We start from the raw sequence: 21,679 nt of genomic DNA on the forward strand, positions 1-21,679 counted from the left end.
TTCCGGTTACGGCTATAATTTTAAAGTAACCCTTAAAGCCTTCAATAGCTGTAAGGGTTATTTTTTGGATCAGTATTAAGATAACATGAATGATTTCGCGGTAAAAGAGATTGTCATTTAGGGATCTGTGAAGGGGAATTTCTCTTTCAATAAAGGGATTTAAAAAATTTAATAGGATTGCCATACCCTGACTATTGAATACTGATTTCTAAAGTTCTATATTTGCATTTAAAGTAATCCGTCATTTATCAATGCTTTCGAGAATTTACATTAAAAATTTTGCTCTGATTGATACCCTTGATGTATCATTGAAAAATGGTTTACAGGTCATTACCGGTGAAACAGGAGCAGGAAAATCTATCATTTTAGGAGCCCTTCGCCTGATTTTGGGCGAAAGAGCTGATGTAAAATCCATTGCCAAAGCGGAAGAAAAAAGCGTGGTGGAAACTGAGTTTAATCTTAACAACCAGTTTAAGAAATTCTTCATCGAAAATGACCTGGATTACGAGCATCAGACTATTATCAGAAGAGAGATCCTTCCTTCAGGGAAATCCAGGGCATTTATCAACGATGTTCCTGTGACGCTGGATGTTCTCCGGGAACTTTCTTCCCAGCTGATCGATATCCACTCCCAGTTTGAAACCTCCAATCTTTTTACCTCAGAATATCAGTTTAAAATTATTGACGGACTTTCCGAAAATAAAAAGATCATCGAAGAATATCAGCAGCAATTTTCTGACTTTCAGAACCTGAAGGTCCTCCTTAAAAAGTTGAAGGTACAGCTTTCAGAAGCCAATAAAGAAAGTGATTATAAAGAATTTCTACTCAATGAGCTGGAAGAGCTGAAGCTTGATGATATAGATTTTGAGGATATTAAGAACCAGCTTTCCATTCAGGAAAATGCAGGCATGATCTCAGAAAATGTTGGGCAGATCTTGTCCCGCTTTCATCAGGAGGAAATCGGAATTCTTTCTTTCTTTAATGAAGCTAAAGCCAAGCTTTCGAAGATTTCCGGGGTTTCTGCCAGCTTTGCAGAGCTTGATCAAAGGCTGGAAACCTCTTTTGTGGAATTAAAAGATATCATTTCCGAGCTGGAACATGAGGCCGAGCGGGTTGAGATCAATCCTGAAAATTTACTGTATCTTACAGATCTTAATAATAAAATCAATGCTTTGTTCCTGAAGCATAATGTTTCGGATCCTGAAGAACTGATAGAAATCAGAAACCAGCTGGCCGGTGATCAGAAAGGAGCATCCGAGCTGGAATTACAGATTACAGAAACAGAAGAAAGTATTGCTGAAAAAGAAAAGCAGTTACAGGTTCTTGCTGAAAAACTGTCAAAAAACCGCAAAAAAAATATTCCTGTCTTTATAAAAAAAGCAGAAAACCTTCTAAAAAAACTGGGACTTGAAAAAGCAAAAGTAGATATAGAATTGCAGGATGTTCAGGAGTTCAATCCATTTGGAAAAGAGAATATCCAACTGCTATTCCAGGCCAATTCCGGTTTCCCGTTAAAGCCGATTCAGACTGCTATTTCAGGAGGTGAAAGATCAAGAGTAATGCTTGCCGTAAAGAAAATCATTGCAGAAAGTGATGAGCTTCCTACCCTTATTTTAGATGAAATTGACACCGGAGTTTCCGGTAAAGTAGCCGAAGAGATCGGAAATCTGATGCGTGAAATGTCTGCCGATATGCAATTGATCGTGATTTCTCACCTGGCACAGGTGGCTGCAAAAGGAAATGACAACTATAAAGTAGTGAAGCAGGACATTGCGGGAAGAACACAATCTACCATCATCCCTCTGAACGATGATGAAAAACTGAATGAAATTGCACAGCTTCTTTCCGGAAGTAAAATCACTGAAGCAGCTTTGGCGCAGGCGAAAGAGCTTATAGGGTAGAGCCTGAACCGCAAACTTTTAATGATTCCTGTGTCTATTCTTTGATGATAGAATGATATTCGTGGGAAATTTGTAACGTTTTCTGTATTATACTTACTAATGTAGAAAACTAACATATGTTTCTGAAGTTCCTCAGGCTTGAAATCAAAAGCTTTTTCCGTGGCAGCTCTTTAGGGATCAATCTCGCCATGAAAATTTTCCGTTTTATAGGAATTCTTTATTTCATGGGATGTCTTGTAGGTGGTGCTTTTCTTGTTTTTTTCTATGTACAGGAAGAATTGCATCAGGATCCTTTGAAGCTGGTATCAAAATTCATGATCGTGGCCTGGATTATTGATCTTGTGCTGAAATACCTCTGGCAGGAAATCCCCACACAGAATATAAAACCATTTCTTACGCTGAATATCAGAAAAAATACGCTGGTCAATTATATGCTGATCAAAACTTTTCTTTCAGCATTCAGCTGGCTCAGTTCACTTTTCTTTATTACCTTTTCTGCCATTGCATTATTCAACGGATATAGCATTGCTGGCGTATTGGTGTGGCTGATCGGAATTATCTCGCTGCTTTACCTGAATAACTTTATCAATATTTTCTTTAACGGGAAAGAAATTCTGGCCACTGTAGTCGGAATATGCTTTTTGGGCATCGGAGCCCTGGCTTATTACAGTATTGTTCCCGTTCTGTATTATTCCGAATCCGTTTTCTATAGCTTTTATGATAAGCCTTATTATGCTTTGATTCCGGTTGCTTTATTTGTCGGCTTATGGGCTTTGTGTTTCAGGTATCTCCGGAAAGAATTCTACCTGGATCAGGGGCTTGAAGCCAAAAAAACCGTAGGGAAAACAGAAAATATTGCTTTTTTAAATAAGTATGGCGCTATTGGGACATTTATCAACAATGATATTAAAATGTTGAAACGTAATAAAGTGACAAAAGGCATTTTGCTGGGGAGTTTTATGTTTCTGTTTTACGGACTTTTAATGCTCACATCATCACTGTATAAAACACCGGCCATGATTATGGTGATGGGACTTTTTGTAACGGGAGGATTTCAGTTTTTATTCGGACAGAGAGTTCCGGCCTTCGATAGTTCCTATTATCCGCTGATGATGACGCTGAATGTCCCCTACAAAGAATATCTGAAGGCCAAATGGTGGCTGATGAATATCATAACAGGGGTTTCCATGATCATTGCCCTGTTCTATACTTACTTTGGCTGGGAATTGTATATTACCTTCCTGGCGGCAGGAATATATAATATCGGAGTAAATTCTCAATTTACATTATGGTCGGGAGCATTCAATAAAACCCAGATCGATCTTAATTCAAAAGAAAAAAGAGTCGGTCAGAAGGGAAGTTTCAATATGGTTGCCTTGCTTCTGCTTATTCCCAAAATGATACTCCCGATGGGTGTTTTTGCTTTGGCAAAGTATTTCTTCGGAATTACAGCAGGGGTGGTGAGTATTGCGGTTATAGGACTTGCAGGTTTTTTATTGAGAGAAAAGATCTTCGATATTATCGTCAAACATTATAAAAAAGAAAAATACAGCACATTGGATGCTTTTAAAAATAAAGAATAAGCCATGATCAGTATAAATAATCTATCCAAAACATACGGAACGGCAACGGTTCTGAGTATTGAACATCTTGAGATTCCAAACGGCGAAACTTTTGGCCTCGTAGGAAATAACGGGGCAGGAAAGACCACTCTTTTCAGCCTGATGCTGGACCTGATTCAGGCTACAACAGGTTTTGTAAGTATTGACGGAATAAAAGTAAATGAATCGGAAGCCTGGAAAAATAAAGTTTCAGCTTTTGTAGATGATACCTTTCTCATCGGCTATCTGACTCCGGAGGAATATTTTTATTTTATTGGGGAGCTCAGAGGTCAGAACAAAGCTTCCGTAGACGAATTTCTGAAACCTTTTTACGATTTTTTCAACGGAGAGATCCTTAAATCAGGGAAATATATCCGTGACCTTTCAAAAGGAAATCAGAAAAAAGTAGGTATTGTAGGGGCTATCATCGGAAACCCGGAAATCATTATTCTCGATGAGCCTTTTGCCAATCTCGACCCGTCTACCCAGATCAAACTTAAAAATCTGATCCGGGAATTGTCTAAGCAGGATGGAGTGACCTTTCTGATCTCGAGCCACGACCTGTCTCATACCACAGAGGTTTGTAACAGAATTGTAGTGGTAAACAAAGGACAGATGGTAAAGGATATCCGGACCAACCCTGAAACGCTGAAAGATCTGGAACAGTACTTTGCAGATCAGGTTTCCGGATCAGAAATCAGATAAATAAAAGTATAGAGAGGTAGGAAAGCTTGTTTTTTCTGCCTTTTTTAATGAATAGAACAGCTTTAGAGTAAAAAAATATTTTTTTGTGTAACCTTTTTCAATTTTTATTGTCTTTAGATTAGAAACAGCATTAGAATGAAACTTTTGTTCGGAAATAAAAAGGATGATCTGCTAAGCCGCCTGAAGAAACAGGATCCGGCAGCACAGAAACTTTTCTATGATCAGAATGTGAAAAAATTTCTGAGTATAAGCAAAAGCTATGTCAGTGATGGGTATCAGGCTGAAGATTGTCTCATTAAAGCATTCTGTAAAATCTTTAAACATATAGAGAGCTTCAGAGGGGAATCAAACCTGGAGAGTTGGGCAAGACGGATTGTTGTAAACGAATGCCTGAATTTTATCAAAAGCCATAAAACGGTATTCTATCTGGATGAGATCAATCAGTCTTTTCATGAGGATTTTCACGAGCCGGACATTGATTTTGATTTTAATGCGCAGGATTTGCTGGATCAGCTGCCGGATGCGTACAGGATGGTTTTCAATCTTTATGTGCTGGAAGAGTATTCCCATCAGGAAATTGCCGATACTTTGCAGATCTCAACGGCGGTGAGCAAAACACAATTGTTCCGGGCAAAGGAAAAATTAAGAAAGATTTACTTTCAACAACAAAAAAAAATGAAAAATGAACACGTCTAAAGATAACCTTGAGTTCCAGATCAAAAAGCAGATCGATGAACGGGAAATTGCCCCTTCACGGGATCTTTGGTCTGAAATTGAGCTTCAGAATACAATGAATGCCCAATCTAAATTCAAAATAAACCGGTTGCTGATGGCAGCGTGCCTGATATTAGCTTTCAGCCTCGGAACCGTTCTGTATTTCCTTAGCGGATCTTCTGAAACCCAGCCGCAGATCGTAGAAACAGCTGTACATTCTAGTGATCAGCAGCATATTGTAAAAGAACCTGCTCAGAATAACGTTGCTCTGGCGACCCGGGAAAACGGAAAAAAAGAAGTGAAAAAAATAGCTTCTCCACAGGAAACGGAAACCATTTCCGCACTGGCTGTTGACGAAAAGAAAGTGATCCTTAAAGACGCCGCTTCCGATAAAAAGCTTGTTCCTATTCAGATTTCTAACCCGAAAATTATCGCCAAAGCCGATTCTGCGAAAATTCCGGGCAAAAAGAAAAAATATGTAGACCCTTCTACACTGCTCTTTTCAGTAGAACATAAAGACGTCATCGAAAAAACAAAAGACGGGAGCAATGTTGCCACAATAGAGCTGAATGCCAAATAATTTATCCGTAAAATAATTAAAACTTAATACTATGATCAAGAAATTAATCCTGATGGGATTGGTGTGCTTTTTCTCAGCATCATTCCATGCACAAAAGACATTGAATATCAATCTGTCTTCTAAAAAGGATACTGAAGTAAGCCCGATTGTGAAAGAGAAGGTAGAGGAATATGCAGCTAAGATCAATGCGATCATTCAGGAAGAAAAAAAGCTGATGGAGGCTGAACTTGAGGTCCTGAAAGCCAGAAATCTTGATAAAGCCGATTTCGACAGAGAAAAAGCTCAGGTTGCTGACCGTTATTCTGAAAAAATGGATAAAAGAATTGAAGAACTGGGATTTGACCTGGATGATGTTATTCAGAAGCAGGTAAGATACTCACTTTTAAATACAGATGTTACTTCTAACGAAGAACTTAAAGAAAAGCTTTTGAAGAAATTCCGTCCTACTAGAAGCTTTACAGGGTACTTTTCTTATGGGATCATGACGTTGACGAATAATCTTTCAGACAATGAACTGGATAAAAATATCGGCTATGCCAACAATCTTGAATTTGGGCTGAAACTGAATTATCAGCTTAGCAGAACAAGTCCATGGGCTGTTATTTCCGGATTGGGATTTTCATGGAGAACCATCAGAGCGGATAATAATATGTTTTTTACAAAAGATCCCGGATATGGAGTTGCCCTTAGCCAATATAACGGGAACCTGGATAAAAGTAAATTGAGAACAGGTTATATCATGGTTCCCCTCGGAATGCAGTACAATTTCTCAAAGCTTAAAAATGCAGGAATGGACATCCAGTACCGCAGCTACGGCAGAGGATTCAAAATAGCTGCTAATGTATATGGTGGGGTAAAAATGTCTACCAACAATATTGTAAAAGGAAATGACGGGGAAATCAGAGACAGGGGAAATTATCAGGTAAATCCTTTTGTATACGGAGGACAGCTGACATTCTCTTATAACGGTTTCAGCCTTTTTGTGAAAAAAGATTTCAGTAATTACTTTAAAGACAGCTATTTTAAGAATGATAAAGCACTGATCTTTGGGTTAGCTATCGGATTAGATTAAATAATAGCATTCATATTAACTCAAAACTCCGGAGACATTTTGGACTCCGGAGTTTTATTATAAATCTATGAATAAAATTGGATGTTCTTATTTCAGGCTTCCCACCATATCTTCGGGTTTTACCCACTCATCAAACTGTTCTGCTGTAACAAGGCCCAGATTGATCGCTTCTTCCTTAAGTGTTGTACCGTTCTTATGAGCTGTTTTGGCAATTTTTGCTGCATTTTCATACCCGATATGAGTATTCAGGGCTGTAACAAGCATTAAAGATTTATCTACCAGTTCTTTAATTCTCTCATGATTAGGCTCAATACCGACTGCACAGTGATCATTGAATGAAATACATGCATCAGCGATCAGTTGGGCAGACTGTAAGAAATTGTAAGCCATTACCGGTTTAAACACATTCAGCTCATAGTTACCCTGGGTTCCTGCAAAAGAAATCGTCGTATCATTTCCCAGAACCTGGGCACAAACCATAGTTAATGCTTCGTTCTGAGTAGGATTTACTTTCCCCGGCATAATAGAAGATCCCGGTTCGTTTTCAGGGATAAAGATTTCCCCGATTCCTGAACGTGGTCCTGAAGCAAGCAATCTGATATCCTGAGCGATTTTGAATAATGAAACAGCAAGCTGTTTTAAAGCACCGTGACTTTCAACAATGGCGTCATGAGCAGCCAGTGCCTCAAATTTATTTTCTGCGGTAATGAAAGGAAGGTTTGTAAACCGGGCAATATATTCAGCTACTTTTACATCGTAACCGTTAGGAGTGTTCAATCCTGTACCTACAGCTGTTCCTCCTAATGCAAGTTCGGAAAGGTGAGGTAAAGTATTTTTTAAAGCCCTCAGGCCAAACTCCAGCTGGGCTACATATCCTGAAAATTCCTGTCCAAGAGTAAGTGGTGTAGCATCCATCAGGTGGGTTCTTCCGATCTTTACCACATCTTTGAATGCCTGAGACTTTTCAGCAAGGGTATTTTTAAGCTTTTCTACGGCAGGGATGGTAACTTCCACCACTTTTTTATAAGCAGCAATGTGCATAGCAGTAGGATAGGTGTCGTTGGATGACTGAGATTTATTCACATCATCATTGGGGTGAATCTCAGATTTTTCTCCTAAAGTTCCGCCGTTATTCACATGGGCTCTGTTTGAAATTACTTCATTGACATTCATGTTCGATTGCGTTCCCGAGCCGGTCTGCCAGATTACCAGAGGAAACTGATCATTGAGTTTACCTTCAAGGATTTCTTCACAAACTTTGGCGATCATATCCCTTTTCTCTGCCGGAAGCACGCCCAGGTCGGTGTTGGTAAATGCTGCTGCTTTTTTCAGATAAGCAAAAGCCTCAATAATCTCGTGCGGCATTGAACCTTCCGGTCCGATTTTGAAATTATTTCTGGAACGTTCCGTCTGTGCACCCCAAAGCTTGTCTGCAGGAACCTGCACTTCTCCCATGGTGTCTTTTTCTATTCTGTAATTCATTGTGATTGAAATTTTTATAAAGTTACTGATAACCGAAGAATTTCACAATTTATAATCATTATAAATATCAATTGAAATGACTGATTTTACTCATATTTTTTTAATGGAAGCCGTATTTTTGTACAAACAAAAAATTGAATGGAATTTAGATATCAGGATCCGTATCCAATTCAGAAAGATGATACGGTGTACAAAAAGCTTACATCAGATTATGTAAAGGTTGAAAAACTTGGAGACAGGGAAATTTTAACTGTTGACCCAAAAGGATTGGAATTATTGGCTGAGGAAGCTATGGCAGACGTTTCATTCATGTTACGTTCCTCTCATCTGGAGAGTCTTAAAAGAATCATTGATGATCCGGAAGCTACGGATAATGACAGATTCGTTGCTTATAACCTTTTACAGAATGCTGCGGTAGCTGCTGAAGGAGCACTTCCTTCCTGCCAGGATACAGGAACTGCAATTGTAATGGGTAAAAAAGGTGAAAACGTTTATACCGGAGTAGATGACGGGGAGTACCTGAGCAAAGGAATATACAATACCTATCAAAAAAGAAACCTGAGATATTCACAGGTGGTTCCTTTAACCATGTTTGATGAGAAGAATTCAGGGTCAAACCTTCCGGCACAGATCGATATCTATGCTAAAAAAGGAGATTACTATGAATTCTTATTTTTAACGAAGGGTGGAGGTTCTGCGAATAAAACATTCTTATACCAGAAGACCAAGTCTTTACTGAACGAAAAATCTCTTGAAGAATTCATCAAAGAAAAGATATCAGATCTTGGAACGGCAGCCTGCCCGCCTTACCACTTAGCTTTGGTGATCGGGGGAACTTCTGCAGAGGCCAACCTTGCCGCTGTAAAGAAAGCTTCCGCAAAATATTATGATAATCTTCCGACAGAAGGAAACGAAGCCGGCCAGGCATTCAGAGACCTTGAATGGGAAGCGAAAGTGCAGAAGATCTGCCAGGAAAGTGCTATCGGAGCACAGTTCGGAGGGAAATACCTTACCCATGACGTAAGAGTGATCAGACTTCCGAGACATGCTGCCTCATGTCCTGTAGGAATGGGAGTATCCTGTTCTGCTGACAGAAATATCAAAGGGAAAATTACAAAAGAAGGAATCTTTCTTGAACAGCTGGAGCAGGATCCTAAGAGATTCTTACCGGCTACCCCTCCGCATTTGGAAGAAGCTGTAGAAATAAACCTGAATAAGCCAATGCCTGAAATTCTGACGGAGCTTTCAAAATATCCGATCAAAACAAGATTAAAACTGAACGGAACACTGATCGTTGCCAGAGATATTGCTCATGCTAAGATCAAAGAGATCATTGACAGCGGTCAGCCAATGCCGGAATACTTCAAAAACCATCCGATCTACTATGCAGGACCTGCAAAAACCCCGGAAGGAATGGCTTCAGGAAGTTTCGGGCCTACTACTGCCGGAAGAATGGATGTATACGTAGATGAATTCCAGAGCCATGGAGGAAGTATGATCATGCTGGCAAAAGGAAACAGAAGTAAAGATGTGACCAATGCCTGCAACAAATACGGAGGTTTCTACCTGGGATCCATCGGAGGGCCTGCAGCAATTCTTGCAAAAGACAATATTGTGTCTGTAGATGTGGTAGACTTCCCGGAATTAGGAATGGAAGCTGTAAGAAAAATTGAAGTAAAAGACTTCCCGGCATTCATCATTACCGATGATAAAGGCAACGATTTCTTCGCAGATCTTGCGCATTGATTAGTTTAAAATTAAAATAAATAATAAAATAGAGCACTGATCTTTTGTGTAAAAAGGAAAAAAGCTTTATTTTTGCCTAAAATCTTTAAGAGAATGATAACGATATTATCAGCATTTTGGCCGTTCTACCAGTTCCTATGGACTGTTTTCTTCATCACTATGTTCTTAGTGGGATTCTGGTGTATTTTCATGTTCTTCGGATTAGTAATCCCAATGTGGTTAACTGAAGGTTTGAAAGAATATTTCGGAAAAGTAAAACCTTTCGATCCAGAAGATATCAGAAGAAAGCTTATTACGGAGCAGGAAGGTGTAGAAACAATCTACAGCCAGCCTAAAGGGAACGGACCTTTCATTCACGATCACGGACATCATCATTAATTGATTGTCATTGCTTTTTCACCTGAATTCTGAAAAAGTAATATCAAAGCAAAACAACATATATAAAACCGCCTGAGCAATTAGGCGGTTTTTCTTATATAAATGAAGATCCCTCTGGAAAGACATTTTTAAATTGGATCAGATTCAGAAACCTGGAAGCAGTATATTTTTGCTGAATAAATTCTTTGCCTCCTTAAAAAAAAGCAGTTTCAGAAATAGAATCTTTACGTTAATTCAATTCCATCAATACAAACACTATCCCCCGAACTTTTGTACCTGATCCCAGCCAGATTTCCAAAAGGACCCAGGCTATTTATTATTCCTGAGGTTTTCCGGGGATATCCCGAATTTCTTTTTAAAAGCACGGGTAAAATTCTGGACATATTCATATCCGCATTCAATAGCGATTTCCTTGATCATAATATCTCTATCTGTTATCATTTTTTTAGCTTTCATCATTCGTAGTTCTGATATATAATGAGCAATAGTAGTTTGGTACTGAGCTTTAAATGCCTTCCTTATACTATTTCCATTCATCCCCAGCCGCCTTCCGATCTCTTCTGCTTTTATATTTCTGTGGTAGTTTTCATCAATGAATTTTCTGATCATCTCAGGAGTTCCCGGACTTGCCTCCAGTGGATTTTTGTCATTGAATTGCTCAAAAATAAGGATGAGCAGCTTGATGATTTTGGCTTCTATCAATAATTTCTGCAAAATTCCTTTCTTGGCAGAGTTCAGAATTTCATTCAGAATCAAATGCATTTCAACGGTCATATCCGGTGGAGTTCCCTGATGAAGAAATATGTAATTGTTCTGGACCATATTTTTCAGGATTTCTGCATTTTCATAGCTGAGTTCCGGATTAATCAGTTTTAAGACAAAAGAATAGCTGAGGTGGATCTGTAAGTATTTAAGCGGAGACTGACTGGCTGTCCATAATTCCGCAGTAGTTTTTTCAGGAGAAAAATGTAAAATGTATTGATTTTTTCTGAACAAAAGTGTTGTACTGCGATCCCCGGTTTCCATATGAATATCATGGCTTAGCAAAAAGAGGAGTGTAAACCCGGACTTTCTTTCAATTCTGAAAGATTTTAAAAGATATTCACCATTCTGATCATTCTGCATTACAATCTCAATATCCTCTGAACTGAAGATCATTCTGTTATTGGGATGCTCTCTCATACAACACATTTTTTACGATATCAGGTACAATTCAAAAGCGCCTTCTGACCAACCAGGATAACTAAAAGGTGGGAAATGATAACCCCGGACTGATCAGGAGCGGTACTTTTGCGCAAAATTAAATTAAATTTAGAATAAATAAAAATAATATTCCTATGATTGAAGATTTATATTTTACCATACGAAAACTGGGGGCAGGAATAATGCTGGCCCTTATAGCAGGAAATGCTTTACAGGCCCAGGGATCAGGTTGTAATAATGTAGATCCGGGAAATAATACCGGTGATACGGGCTGTGTGAATTTTACTTACCGGGGACAGCCTGTAACATATACAACAGTAAGAGCAGGAGATGGAAATATATGGTTGCAGCAGAACCTGGGAAGCTTACAGGTGGCCGGTATGGCAGACGATGAAAAGGCATATGGCGATTTTTTCCAGTGGGGAAGATGGGATGACGGGCATCAGTTGAGAAACTCTCCTCTCACATCAGCCCCACAGGTGAATGCTCCGGATGGGCTGGCAGGTACACCGTCATTCATCACGGGTTCACCGGCATGGTGGGAGGTGAATGCCACTACAGATGCCTGGACAGGAAAAGACGTAACCGAAATTACGAATACAACAGGGATAGATCCGTGCAAGGCAATAGGTCCGGATTGGAGAATGCCGTCCCAGGTGGAATGGAAAACGATTGTCAGTGTTGAAAGCATTACCAGTCCGTCAAAAGCATACGGAAGCAGTTTAAAACTTCCGGCAGCAGGAAGCCGGAGCCATGTAGACGGAACATTTTCATTTGTAGGAAAAAGAGGATATTACTGGAGCTCAGATCCTACTGGAATTGGAGCAAAGTATCTTTATATTGGTGCTACCATTTCAAATGCAGCAGCAGGAGCTCCAAAAGGACAGGGTGCATCAGTAAGATGCATTAAGCCGGCAGCTTCATTAAGTACTTCAGAAATCAGATTGAAAAAACAGGTTGCAGAACTGTATCCTAATCCTGTAAAAGATATTCTTGGCGTTACAGCAGGATTTTATATCGAAACAGTGAATGTTGTGAATGCAGCAGGACAGAAAATGAAAGTTGAGCTTTCAAACAACAGCATCAATATGAGCGGGCTGAATGCCGGATTGTATTGGGTAGAAATCAAACTTAAAAATGGAGAAATAATTTCTGAAAAGATTATAAAAAACTGATCCTTTGCCGGGTTGGAATCAATATTTCGGACGATTTTCCGTTCGTATAAAAATATAGTTCATTACAATTACTTTTATTGGAAGGCTCATGAAATTTTCATGGGTCTTTTTTTATGGATCATATAAGGATTTGTTGATAACAGATCAAAAATAGAACATGAAAAAGAAAATTAATCCTATATTCGATAAAAATAAAGATATGGAAAAGTTATATTCTGTTATTTTTCTGTTCATTGCAGCTCTTGCCTCCGGACAGATCAATTATACCATTACCCCCAATCCTTTTAATGAAACCGATGCTATTACCCTGACCGTACCGGGAGATCAGATTGATGAAACGGCCTGGGGTGTTTCCAATAATTCGGTTTATATATGGTCATGGTCTTTTGATACCAATTATCAGAACAGCCAGGATTGTCCAACGAACGGAAGCTGGAATAACTCCAATGACCTGAATAAACTGAGTTATAATGCAGGAACCGATACTTATTCCTTAACATTCACACCCACCGCATTTTTCGGAAGAACAGGAATCGGAAGATTTGGATTTTTATTAAAAGATAAAACCGGAAGTCATCAGACCTCACCGGATATCTTTGTGAATGTGGGCATTTTAAATCTTAATCTGACCAATCCGCTTGCTAACAGTCTTACTTCAGTTCCGGCAGGAAGTTCTATCAATATCACTGCTTCCACGAATGTAAATGCAACATTTCAGTTAAAGGCTAACGGAATGGTAGTGAATTCTACTACTTCTCCGTCACAGTCTTTTTCTTATAATTATACTGTTTCTCAGGATGCTGATATGGAACTGGTTGCCACGCAGGGAAGCAGCTCCAAAACAGCGAAGTTTATTCTACAGACTCCCAGGAATGTAGTTTCCGAAGCTATTCCGAACTGGATCAGACAGGGGATCAATTATCATCCTACCGATCAGACAATCATAGGTCTTGCTTTGTATGCTCCCGGGAAAAATTTTGTACATGTGATCGGAAGTTTCAATAGCTGGGCGGTAAACGATACGTATTTAATGAAAAGAGATACCGCAAATCCTGATCTCTACTGGATTGAGCTTAACGGTCTGACCCCGAAGCAGTTATATACCTTCCAATACAGAACAAACGATCTGAAAAAAGTGGCGGATCCTTATTCTCCACAAATCCTATCTTCCTATGATGATCAGTGGATCTCATCTTCTACTTATCCGAATTTACCTGCATTTCCGGCCGGACAGGGCTTTGAAGTTTCGACTTTTAAAACAGGGCAGACTCCTTACAACTGGCAGGTAACCAATTTCCAGAGACCGGCCAAGGAAGATCTTATTGTTTATGAATTACTATTAAGAGACTTTACCCAGGAAAAAAACTGGCAATCACTGATCAACAAAATTTCTTACCTGAAGAATTTAAAAATCAATGCTATAGAACTGCTTCCTGTCATGGAATTTGATGGCAACCTTTCATGGGGATACAATACCTCTTTCCATTATGCGCTGGATAAAGCGTACGGAACTCCTGAAAAATTTAAAGAATTTGTAGACCTGTGCCATCAGAACGGAATTGCGGTCATTCTCGATGTTGCATTTAACCACGCAACAGGCCGTTCACCTTTGGTAAGGCTCTGGAATATTGATCCTGATGGAGACGGCTACGGTGATGTTGCTTCAGACAACCCTTACTTCAACCAGGTTCCGAAACATTCCTACAATGTGTTTAATGACTTTAACCATACCAGTCCTTCAACGCAATATTACGTTGAAAGATGCCTTCAGCAGTGGCTCACCGAATATCGTATCGACGGTTTCCGTTGGGATCTTACCAAAGGATTTACCCAAAGCTGTTCTGAAAATGATGAAGCCTGTACCAATGCTTATCAGCAGGACAGAGTGGATATCATGAAACACTATGCCGACAGACAGTGGGCTATAGACCCGAATTCATATATGATCTTTGAACATCTGGGAACAGACGCCGAAGAGCAGCAGTGGGCCAATTACAGAGCTGCGGAAGGAAAAGGAGTAATGCTTTGGAATAAACAGACAGACCCTTACAACCAAAATACGATGGGCTATAAAGAAAACAGCAATTATGACCGGATGAATCACAGTCTTCACGGTTTTAATGAAATGCGTGCTGTAGGCTATGGCGAAAGCCATGATGAAGAAAGGCTGATGTTTAAAAATCTTGCCTATGGAGCTGTAAACGGAAGTTATTCTGTGAAAAATCTTAATACCGCTCTGGAAAGAATGAAAGCATTCGGAGCCACATTCTTTACCATTCCCGGTCCGAAAATGATCTGGCAGTTTGGGGAATTAGGGTATGAATTCAGTATCAACAGATGTACGAACGGTACAATCGACAGCGGATGCAGGACAGATGAAAAACCTGTTGCATTCACATTAGGCTATGATACGGATGCGGCCAGAAAATCAGTATATGATACCTGGGCGAAGATTATCAATATCAGGAACAGCCACCAGGTTTTTAAATCCAAAACCTATACTATAGAATCTAATAACCTCGCCAATGATCCGGATGGGCTTATTACTAGAATTTATGTGTATGATAATACGATCAGTGGAATGAAGAATGTAGTAGTACTGGCAAATTACAGTACTTCCGTGCAAAATGTAATTCCTTATTTACCTTACACAGGACAATGGCAGAATCTGATGGATGATACCGTCCTGAATATGACATCTACAACAGCTCCGGTTACATTACAGCCCGGAGAATTCAGGATCTTTGGAAACTACACCGGATCGTTATCAGCTGCAGATGTGAACGCAGAACATAAACTATCTCTTCAGATCGCTGATAATCCGGTAAAAAATGGTCATGTCAAATTGATTTATAATAAAGCTAAAAACGGCGAAATTATCATTTCAGAAATGAGTGGTAAAAAACTGGATACCTTCAAACTGAATAATGAAAGCGGAAGCTACGAGCTGAAAGTAAATTATCCGGCAGGAACTTACCTGGTACAGCTGAAATCAGAAACCGGAATGGCTATTCAAAAAATGATCATAAAGTAATACAAAGGCAAATTGGCGAAACAGCTGATTTGCCTTTTTTCTTTCTCGGAATGAGTCTGTTTTTGCATATTTGAAAAATTAGTCTACCTTTGCACTAGAGTTATCAAGAAAGGTGGAGGGATTTGGCCCAATGAAACCTTAGCAACCAACACAATTCCAGAAGTGTAAAGGTGCTAATTCCAACCCAATGGGGGAGATAAGTGAAGTCAATATTCTTATATGAATTCCATTTCTTGAAGTCTTGTGTATCTGCAGATTGATCTGCAGAAGAATATTATTTAATGGCAAGAACAAAGATGAAAAAATTAAGTACAGTTGTTGTATTACTGGGGACAGTTTTAGTGGCTGCCCAGGAGCAGGAGGAAAAAGGAAAACAAATCGAAGATATTATCATTGTTGGAAACCGCAGCGTTAAAAGAACAAAGCTGGAGACGCCGGTTCCTGTAGACGTTATCAATATCAGCAAAGTGCAAAGGTCGTCTCCGCAAATGACGGCTCAGGATCTTTTAAACTATGTTATCCCCTCATTTAATTCCGTTAGACAGTCTGCTTCTGACGGAACAGAGCATATTGATCCCGTAACTTTAAGGGGAATGGGGCCGGATCAGGTTTTGGTATTGCTGAATGGAAAAAGAAGACATACAACATCTTTGGTAAACTATCAGAATACAGTAGGGAACGGATCTGTAGGAACAGATTTAAGTACCATCCCTGTCATCGCTATAGAAAAAATTGAAGTGCTAAGAGACGGTGCTGCCGCACAGTATGGTTCTGATGCTATTGCTGGGGTTATCAATATTATCCTGAAAAAGAATGCAGGGGCTTCCGCAAGCTTAACCTACGGATTAAGTGGAAGAAATGATGGTGATACTTACCAGGCAGGCGTGAACTATGGAACTTCTCTGGGAAAAAATGACGGTTTTATCAACCTTTCATTGCAATTAAGTCATAGAGGAAAAACAACAAGAACCCAGAATCATGATCTTGATATTTTCGGAAATAATTTCGCGTATGAATTTGCAGGTGATGCTGAGGCTGTAAAAGCTGCCAGAGCTGCAGATGATGCAAAAATTAAAGAAAGGGGACTCACGAGAGACGACTTTAATTTCCAGATCGGAGACGCCCAGATCAGACAGGGGCAGTTGTTTTTCAATTCAGAATATCCTTTAAACGATCATTTTAAATTCTATTCCTTTGGAGGATTCAGTATTAAAGAAGGAAAAGGATATGGCTTCAGAAGACTTCCGAGTGAAGGCTTTAATATTGTAAAAGAAATCTATCCCAATGGTTTCCAGGCAGTCTTAAATTCCCAGATCTATGATATCTCCTATGCTGCAGGCGCAAAATATAATGTAAATGATTGGCAGATTGACCTGAGCAATACTTTTGGCAGTAACACCTTCAATTATAACGTAAACAATACCAATAATGCATCCTTAGGTATCAAATCACCAACCCGTTTTTATGCAGGAGCCCACAGTTTTCTGCAAAATACTGTTAACCTTGATGTTTCAAAAAAGATAAAAAACGTCAATATCGCATTCGGTGGAGAATTCAGGTTTGAGCAATACCAGATTAAAGCAGGAGATGAAGCTTCCTATACCCAATATGATGAAAATGGAAATATTGCAACAAAAGATTCTAAAGTAATCGGAGCAGGAGGTTCACAGTCTTTTATAGGCTTCTCACCGGACAATGCTTTGAAAAAAGACAGACACTCAACAGCAGTATACGCAGAGGTTTCCTATGATCTGTATAAAAAACTGAATATTGATGCAGCGGCCAGATTTGAAAACTATTCAGATTTTGGGAATACTTTAAACGGAAAGCTGGCAGTAAGATACGAGTTTATAAAAAATTATGCAGTAAGGGCAGCGGTAGGAACAGGATTCAGGGCACCATCACTTCAGCAGCAGTATTTCAATAATTCATATGCTGATATTTCTACTTCCGGTTCCGGGATTGTGAGGAAAGGAATTTTTAATAATGACAGCCAGGCAGCACAGGTTCTGGGATTTGATAAATTAAAGCAGGAAACATCCATTAATGGCAGTGCCGGGTTTACCCTGCAACCGGCTAAAGGCCTGTTTATTACGGTAGACGGCTATATCATTAAAGTGAAAGACAGGATTGTAATTACCAGCAATATCACAGACTCAAGGCTGGCTGATCCTCAGGTGGTAGGAGAAGGAAATTCAGTGAAAAGCGGAAGATTCTTTGCCAATGCAATTGATACCGAAACCAAAGGAGTGGATATAGTGGTTTCCTATGACTGGAAGCTGGCCGGTGGCAGTTTAAATATTAATCTTGCAGGAAATTACACCGAAACCAAAATTACAGATTTCCATTTTCCTGAAAACCTGGGAACTCCCCAAAATGAATTCTTTGGCCCGGATCAGATCAATATTATTGAAACCCTGTCCCCAAAAACAAAAGCATCTTTGGGCCTTACGTACGGAATAGGGAAATTCAGTTTTCTCGTGAGAAATACCTATTTTGGTAAAGTAATTAGAGACGGCTTTCCTTTCGGAGAAGTTCAGGAGTTTTCTCCAAAAGTGGTTACCGATATCAGTGTAGGGTATGATATTACAAAGAATATCAATTTTACGGTAGGAGCGAACAATGTATTTGATGTTTTTCCGGATCTTCAGATCTATAAAAATTCGTATTATGGAGTGTTCAAATATGCGCCTGTTCAGATGGGTACATTGGGAAACTATTTCTTCGGAAGGCTTAATTTTAATTTTTAAAGAGTAAATGAGTACTTCTTCACATCAGATCGGCTGGAAAACAGCTGCAGCCATTGTAGTTTCCAATATGATAGGAACGGGGATTTTTACAACCCTGGGATTTCAGTTATCAGATATTACCAATACATACAGTATTTTTCTGTTATGGGCAATCGGAGGAATCCTGGCACTGTTCGGAGCATTCTGTTATGCTGAATTAGGGTCCCACTTTAAAGGAAACGGTGGTGATTTTATCTATCTTAAAGAAACTTATCATCCCCTGTTCGGGTACCTGATCAGCTGGATCTCTTTAATTATCGGATTTTCATCACCTGTTGCACTGGCAGCGCTGGCCATGTCAAAATATCTTTCAGTATTTGATTATACCTTTGGTAATGGTTTTGCCATTGCTGCCATTTTTCTGATTGCATTCATGCTGTCTTTCAGTTTAAAGGCTTCCGGCAGGTTCCACAATTTTTTTACCTTTATCAAAGTAGCATTTATTATTGTCCTCATTGTGCTGGGAGTTGGGCTTTCGGGATCTTCTCATACAGGGAACAGCCTTAATTTTGGTGACGGCTGGCAACATGAGATAATGCTTCCTGCTTTTGCTACCTCTCTCGTATTTGTCACTTATTCTTATACCGGTTGGAATTCTGCCTCCTATATTGCCGGAGAAATAAAAGATGTACAGAAAAATCTCCCCAAATCTCTGATTATAGGGACTGTTTTTGTCACGGTAAGCTATGTTCTGGTCAATTATATAATGCTGAAGCATGCTCCGGTAAGCCAGTTGGCAGGAAAAGAAGACGTTATGGGAGAAGCAGCGGTCAATATGCTGGGACTGTCTTTTGGAAAGATTGTCAATATTTTTATTGCTTTACAGCTGATTGCAACCATCAGCGGATACTTATGGGTAGGATCACGGCTGACTCAGGCTTTTGCCAGGGATAGTTATCTGTGGAAACCTCTTTCGAAAGGAAATGAAAAAGGAATTCCTGTAAGAGCGATCTTCGCTCATGCTGTCATTGCTGCGATCATTATTTTAACAGGAAGCTTTAAGGAAATATTTGTTTATACCGCTTTTATCCTTCAGCTGTTTGCCAGCCTTGCGATTTCTACCGTGTATTTTCTTAAAAAAGAAGACCGGAGAATATTCAGATCCAATGCCTTTTACATTTTTCCAACCGTCTTTTTGCTGTTCAGTGGGTATATCCTCTATTTTACACTGATTCATAATCCCCGAGAAAGTGTGATCGGGCTGGGAATTGTAGCGGTGGGAATTGTTTTATATTTAATTGACAGAAGATACGTAAAGAAGGCTGAAGATCTTTAAAAGCTTAAAAGTTGAATCTACAGATCCGGTTTTACAGTTCTGCCTAGCGTTCAAAAATTTATACTTTAATTTTGAATTAATAATTCTTATCTTTGCACCCACAAAAATTCCATAATGTCTAAATCATTAATTCCAAAATTAGAAGCTATAAAACAAAGATATAATGAGGTGGCAGACCTTATTATACAGCCTGATGTCATTTCAGACCAAAAAAGATATTCTTCTTTGAACAAAGAATATAGTGATTTGGGGAAAATTGTAAGAGTTTACGATCAATATAAAGGAGCTTTGGATTCTATTGCAGAATCTGATGAGATCATTGCTGACGGTTCAGACAGGGATCTTGTAGATCTTGCCAAAGAAGAAAAACTCGAAGCCCAATCCAGAATTCCTGGTCTGGAAGAAGAGTTAAAAGTACTGTTGATTCCAAAAGACCCTGCAGATGACAAAAACGTTATCGTAGAATTACGTGCCGGTACCGGAGGTGATGAAGCTGCGATTTTCGTAGAAGATGTCTACAGAATGTACACCATGTACTTTAAGGCTAAAGGATGGAGACATGAAGTGACAGATTCCAATGAAGCTGCAAAAGGGTACAAAGAATTGATCATGAAGGTGGAAGGAGAAGGCGTTTACGGAATCATGAAGTTCGAGTCTGGAGTTCACCGTGTACAGCGTGTCCCTGAAACAGAATCTCAGGGAAGAGTTCATACCTCTGCCATTACTGTGGCTGTTTTGCCGGAAGCAGAAGAAGTGGACTTTGAGCTGAATCCTGCAGATATTGAAATGCAGACTTCCCGTTCAGGAGGTGCCGGAGGTCAGAACGTCAACAAGGTTGAAACCAAAGTACAGCTTACCCACAAGCCTTCAGGACTTGTAGTGGTTTGTCAGCAAGCCCGTTCTCAGCTGGCTAACCGTGAGCTGGCAATGGAAATGCTGAGAACAAAGCTTTACGATATCGAGTTACAGAAAGTACAGGGAGATATTGCAGCACAGCGTAAATCTATGGTTTCTACAGGGGACCGTTCTGCAAAAATCAAAACATACAATTACCCTCAAGGGAGAGTAACAGATCACAGAATCAATAAATCAATGTACAATCTGGATGCTTACATGAACGGAGATATTTCTGAGATGATAGACGCAGTAATCATGGCAGAGAATGCAGAGAAGATGAAGGGAGAAGAAGAGAACTATTAAAAAGTTAAAAAATAAAAAAAGAGCCTCTGATTTTTCAGAGGCTTTTCTATTCAGATGACCTATTACAATATCAACTATGAAAAACTACAAAATTATTTTCTTTGTCATACTTACCATGATGGGGCAGTATGTATCAGCCCAGACGGAAGTAAAGAAACCTAAAGAAGCCTTTGAATTGTTCTTCGGAACTTTCGTAAATAACGACGAGGCTGCTTTAAATAAGCTTAACGATTATTTAAGACCTACCGTAGAAGGGCAGAATGCATATCAGGTCAATTTCAAAGAAACTTCAGAAGAAATGAAGAATGGCAGTGTAGAGAATTTTCTTGCTGCATTCCCTAAGGCTGCGGCTGCTGCCTGTAAAAAAGAGGCAGAAGAATATTTCACTGCGATGCTTACGAATTTTAAAACCGGAAAACTGACCGTTAAAGACGTTAAAGTTGTTCCTAATGAATATATGGAAGGAGATAAAATCGCTGAGGTTACCTATTCCGTAAGCTTTAAAGTGCCGTCAAAACTGACTCACGGGCCAACCGGTGATGTAAAAAAAGTAAAAGCAGAGGATTTGAAAAAATATCTGATTCAGGCGGCTCAGGATTTTAAAAATGCCGACAAAACAGTAACAACGGATCAGACCTTCAGTTTGTATGAACTGAAAGAAGGGGGTAAAATATACTATTGGAACGGAAGCCCGGATCAGATCGTAAGCAATCTGACCGATTTCTACTTTGAAAGCTTCGGATCCGATGAATAACCGATAACCGCTAATTAACAGTTAAAAAGCCCTGGATTTCAGGGCTTTTTTTATTTCACATACTTTGCG

General features: G+C 39.4%; 16 protein-coding genes and 1 riboswitch. Of the genes, 14 read left to right on the plus strand and 2 right to left on the minus strand.

The window, feature by feature from the left end; genetic code table 11:
- Positions 1–251: 251 nt before the first annotated feature.
- From BBI00_RS21295 to BBI00_RS21320, 6 genes are all read left to right on the plus strand, one after another.
- Positions 252–1,901, plus strand: coding sequence for a DNA repair protein RecN (locus BBI00_RS21295; RefSeq protein WP_065400849.1), 1,650 nt, complete (start codon positions 252–254; stop codon positions 1,899–1,901).
- 116 nt (positions 1,902–2,017) lie between these two features.
- The gene (locus tag BBI00_RS21300; protein WP_065400850.1) at positions 2,018–3,484 is read left to right on the plus strand and encodes a DUF5687 family protein; all 1,467 of its coding nucleotides are present in this window, start codon (positions 2,018–2,020) and stop codon (positions 3,482–3,484) included.
- 3 nt (positions 3,485–3,487) lie between these two features.
- Positions 3,488–4,207, plus strand: coding sequence for an ABC transporter ATP-binding protein (locus BBI00_RS21305; protein WP_065400851.1), 720 nt, complete (start codon positions 3,488–3,490; stop codon positions 4,205–4,207).
- A gap of 135 nt (positions 4,208–4,342) precedes the next feature.
- On the plus strand, positions 4,343–4,903 hold the full coding sequence (locus BBI00_RS21310) for an RNA polymerase sigma factor (protein WP_065400852.1): 561 nt from the start codon (positions 4,343–4,345) through the stop codon (positions 4,901–4,903).
- A complete protein-coding gene (locus tag BBI00_RS21315; protein WP_065400853.1) occupies positions 4,890–5,501 on the plus strand; it encodes a hypothetical protein in 612 nt (203 codons plus the stop codon). Before BBI00_RS21310 ends, BBI00_RS21315 begins: the two co-directional genes overlap by 14 nt.
- A 31-nt stretch (positions 5,502–5,532) precedes the next feature.
- On the plus strand, positions 5,533–6,573 hold the full coding sequence (locus BBI00_RS21320; protein ID WP_065400854.1) for an outer membrane beta-barrel protein: 1,041 nt from the start codon (positions 5,533–5,535) through the stop codon (positions 6,571–6,573).
- Positions 6,574–6,660: 87 nt separating this feature from the next.
- Here BBI00_RS21320 and fumC read toward each other — a convergent pair whose 3' ends face one another.
- Positions 6,661–8,055, minus strand: coding sequence for a class II fumarate hydratase (gene fumC / locus BBI00_RS21325; RefSeq protein WP_065400855.1), 1,395 nt, complete (start codon positions 8,053–8,055; stop codon positions 6,661–6,663).
- A 138-nt stretch (positions 8,056–8,193) separates the two neighbouring features.
- Here fumC and BBI00_RS21330 point away from each other — a divergent pair, with 138 nt between their 5' ends.
- Both BBI00_RS21330 and BBI00_RS21335 read left to right on the plus strand, forming a co-directional pair.
- Entirely contained in the window at positions 8,194–9,801 is a 1,608-nt protein-coding gene (locus tag BBI00_RS21330; protein WP_065400856.1) for a fumarate hydratase, read from the plus strand.
- Between the two features lie 93 nt (positions 9,802–9,894).
- The gene (locus tag BBI00_RS21335; protein WP_174715423.1) at positions 9,895–10,179 is read left to right on the plus strand and encodes a hypothetical protein; all 285 of its coding nucleotides are present in this window, start codon (positions 9,895–9,897) and stop codon (positions 10,177–10,179) included.
- Positions 10,180–10,488: 309 nt separating this feature from the next.
- On the opposite strand, the gene BBI00_RS21340 is transcribed toward BBI00_RS21335, so the two are convergent.
- Positions 10,489–11,361, minus strand: coding sequence for a helix-turn-helix transcriptional regulator (locus tag BBI00_RS21340; RefSeq protein ID WP_065400857.1), 873 nt, complete (start codon positions 11,359–11,361; stop codon positions 10,489–10,491).
- 155 nt (positions 11,362–11,516) lie between these two features.
- Here BBI00_RS21340 and BBI00_RS21345 point away from each other — a divergent pair, with 155 nt between their 5' ends.
- The 6 genes from BBI00_RS21345 to BBI00_RS21370 all read left to right on the plus strand — a co-directional run bounded on the left by BBI00_RS21345 (position 11,517) and on the right by BBI00_RS21370 (position 21,610).
- Positions 11,517–12,557, plus strand: a complete 1,041-nt coding sequence (locus BBI00_RS21345; RefSeq protein ID WP_065400858.1) for a T9SS type A sorting domain-containing protein — start codon at positions 11,517–11,519, stop codon at positions 12,555–12,557.
- 157 nt (positions 12,558–12,714) lie between these two features.
- Complete coding sequence (locus tag BBI00_RS21350; protein WP_228394811.1) at positions 12,715–15,591, plus strand: alpha-amylase family glycosyl hydrolase; 2,877 nt, start codon at positions 12,715–12,717, stop codon at positions 15,589–15,591.
- Between the two features lie 97 nt (positions 15,592–15,688).
- A riboswitch (SAM riboswitch) is annotated at positions 15,689–15,794 on the plus strand.
- 93 nt (positions 15,795–15,887) lie between these two features.
- Positions 15,888–18,341 carry a TonB-dependent receptor plug domain-containing protein gene (locus BBI00_RS21355; protein WP_065401014.1) on the plus strand — a complete coding sequence of 818 codons (2,454 nt, stop codon included), beginning with the start codon at positions 15,888–15,890 and terminating at the stop codon, positions 18,339–18,341.
- A gap of 7 nt (positions 18,342–18,348) precedes the next feature.
- Entirely contained in the window at positions 18,349–19,656 is a 1,308-nt protein-coding gene (locus tag BBI00_RS21360; RefSeq protein WP_065400859.1) for an APC family permease, read from the plus strand.
- Between the two features lie 114 nt (positions 19,657–19,770).
- A complete protein-coding gene (gene prfA, locus BBI00_RS21365) occupies positions 19,771–20,856 on the plus strand; it encodes a peptide chain release factor 1 (protein ID WP_065400860.1) in 1,086 nt (361 codons plus the stop codon).
- 76 nt (positions 20,857–20,932) lie between these two features.
- Entirely contained in the window at positions 20,933–21,610 is a 678-nt protein-coding gene (locus BBI00_RS21370; RefSeq protein WP_065400861.1) for a hypothetical protein, read from the plus strand.
- The last annotated feature ends 69 nt before the right edge of the window (positions 21,611–21,679 follow it).

This window comes from Chryseobacterium arthrosphaerae, from assembly GCF_001684965.1.
Lineage (GTDB): Bacteria > Bacteroidota > Bacteroidia > Flavobacteriales > Weeksellaceae > Chryseobacterium > Chryseobacterium arthrosphaerae.

Bases quoted from the DNA above. Each gene is read 5' to 3' on its own strand.
- BBI00_RS21295 (WP_065400849.1), top strand. From the start codon at position 252: ATGCTTTCGAGAATTTACATTAAAAATTTTGCTCTGATTGATACCCTT.
- BBI00_RS21300 (WP_065400850.1), top strand. From the start codon at position 2,018: ATGTTTCTGAAGTTCCTCAGGCTTGAAATCAAAAGCTTTTTCCGTGGC.
- BBI00_RS21305 (WP_065400851.1), top strand. From the start codon at position 3,488: ATGATCAGTATAAATAATCTATCCAAAACATACGGAACGGCAACGGTT.
- BBI00_RS21310 (WP_065400852.1), top strand. From the start codon at position 4,343: ATGAAACTTTTGTTCGGAAATAAAAAGGATGATCTGCTAAGCCGCCTG.
- BBI00_RS21315 (WP_065400853.1), top strand. From the start codon at position 4,890: ATGAACACGTCTAAAGATAACCTTGAGTTCCAGATCAAAAAGCAGATC.
- BBI00_RS21320 (WP_065400854.1), top strand. From the start codon at position 5,533: ATGATCAAGAAATTAATCCTGATGGGATTGGTGTGCTTTTTCTCAGCA.
- fumC (WP_065400855.1), bottom strand. From the start codon at position 8,055: ATGAATTACAGAATAGAAAAAGACACCATGGGAGAAGTGCAGGTTCCT.
- BBI00_RS21330 (WP_065400856.1), top strand. From the start codon at position 8,194: ATGGAATTTAGATATCAGGATCCGTATCCAATTCAGAAAGATGATACG.
- BBI00_RS21335 (WP_174715423.1), top strand. From the start codon at position 9,895: ATGATAACGATATTATCAGCATTTTGGCCGTTCTACCAGTTCCTATGG.
- BBI00_RS21340 (WP_065400857.1), bottom strand. From the start codon at position 11,361: ATGAGAGAGCATCCCAATAACAGAATGATCTTCAGTTCAGAGGATATT.
- BBI00_RS21345 (WP_065400858.1), top strand. From the start codon at position 11,517: ATGATTGAAGATTTATATTTTACCATACGAAAACTGGGGGCAGGAATA.
- BBI00_RS21350 (WP_228394811.1), top strand. From the start codon at position 12,715: ATGAAAAAGAAAATTAATCCTATATTCGATAAAAATAAAGATATGGAA.
- BBI00_RS21355 (WP_065401014.1), top strand. From the start codon at position 15,888: ATGAAAAAATTAAGTACAGTTGTTGTATTACTGGGGACAGTTTTAGTG.
- BBI00_RS21360 (WP_065400859.1), top strand. From the start codon at position 18,349: ATGAGTACTTCTTCACATCAGATCGGCTGGAAAACAGCTGCAGCCATT.
- prfA (WP_065400860.1), top strand. From the start codon at position 19,771: ATGTCTAAATCATTAATTCCAAAATTAGAAGCTATAAAACAAAGATAT.
- BBI00_RS21370 (WP_065400861.1), top strand. From the start codon at position 20,933: ATGAAAAACTACAAAATTATTTTCTTTGTCATACTTACCATGATGGGG.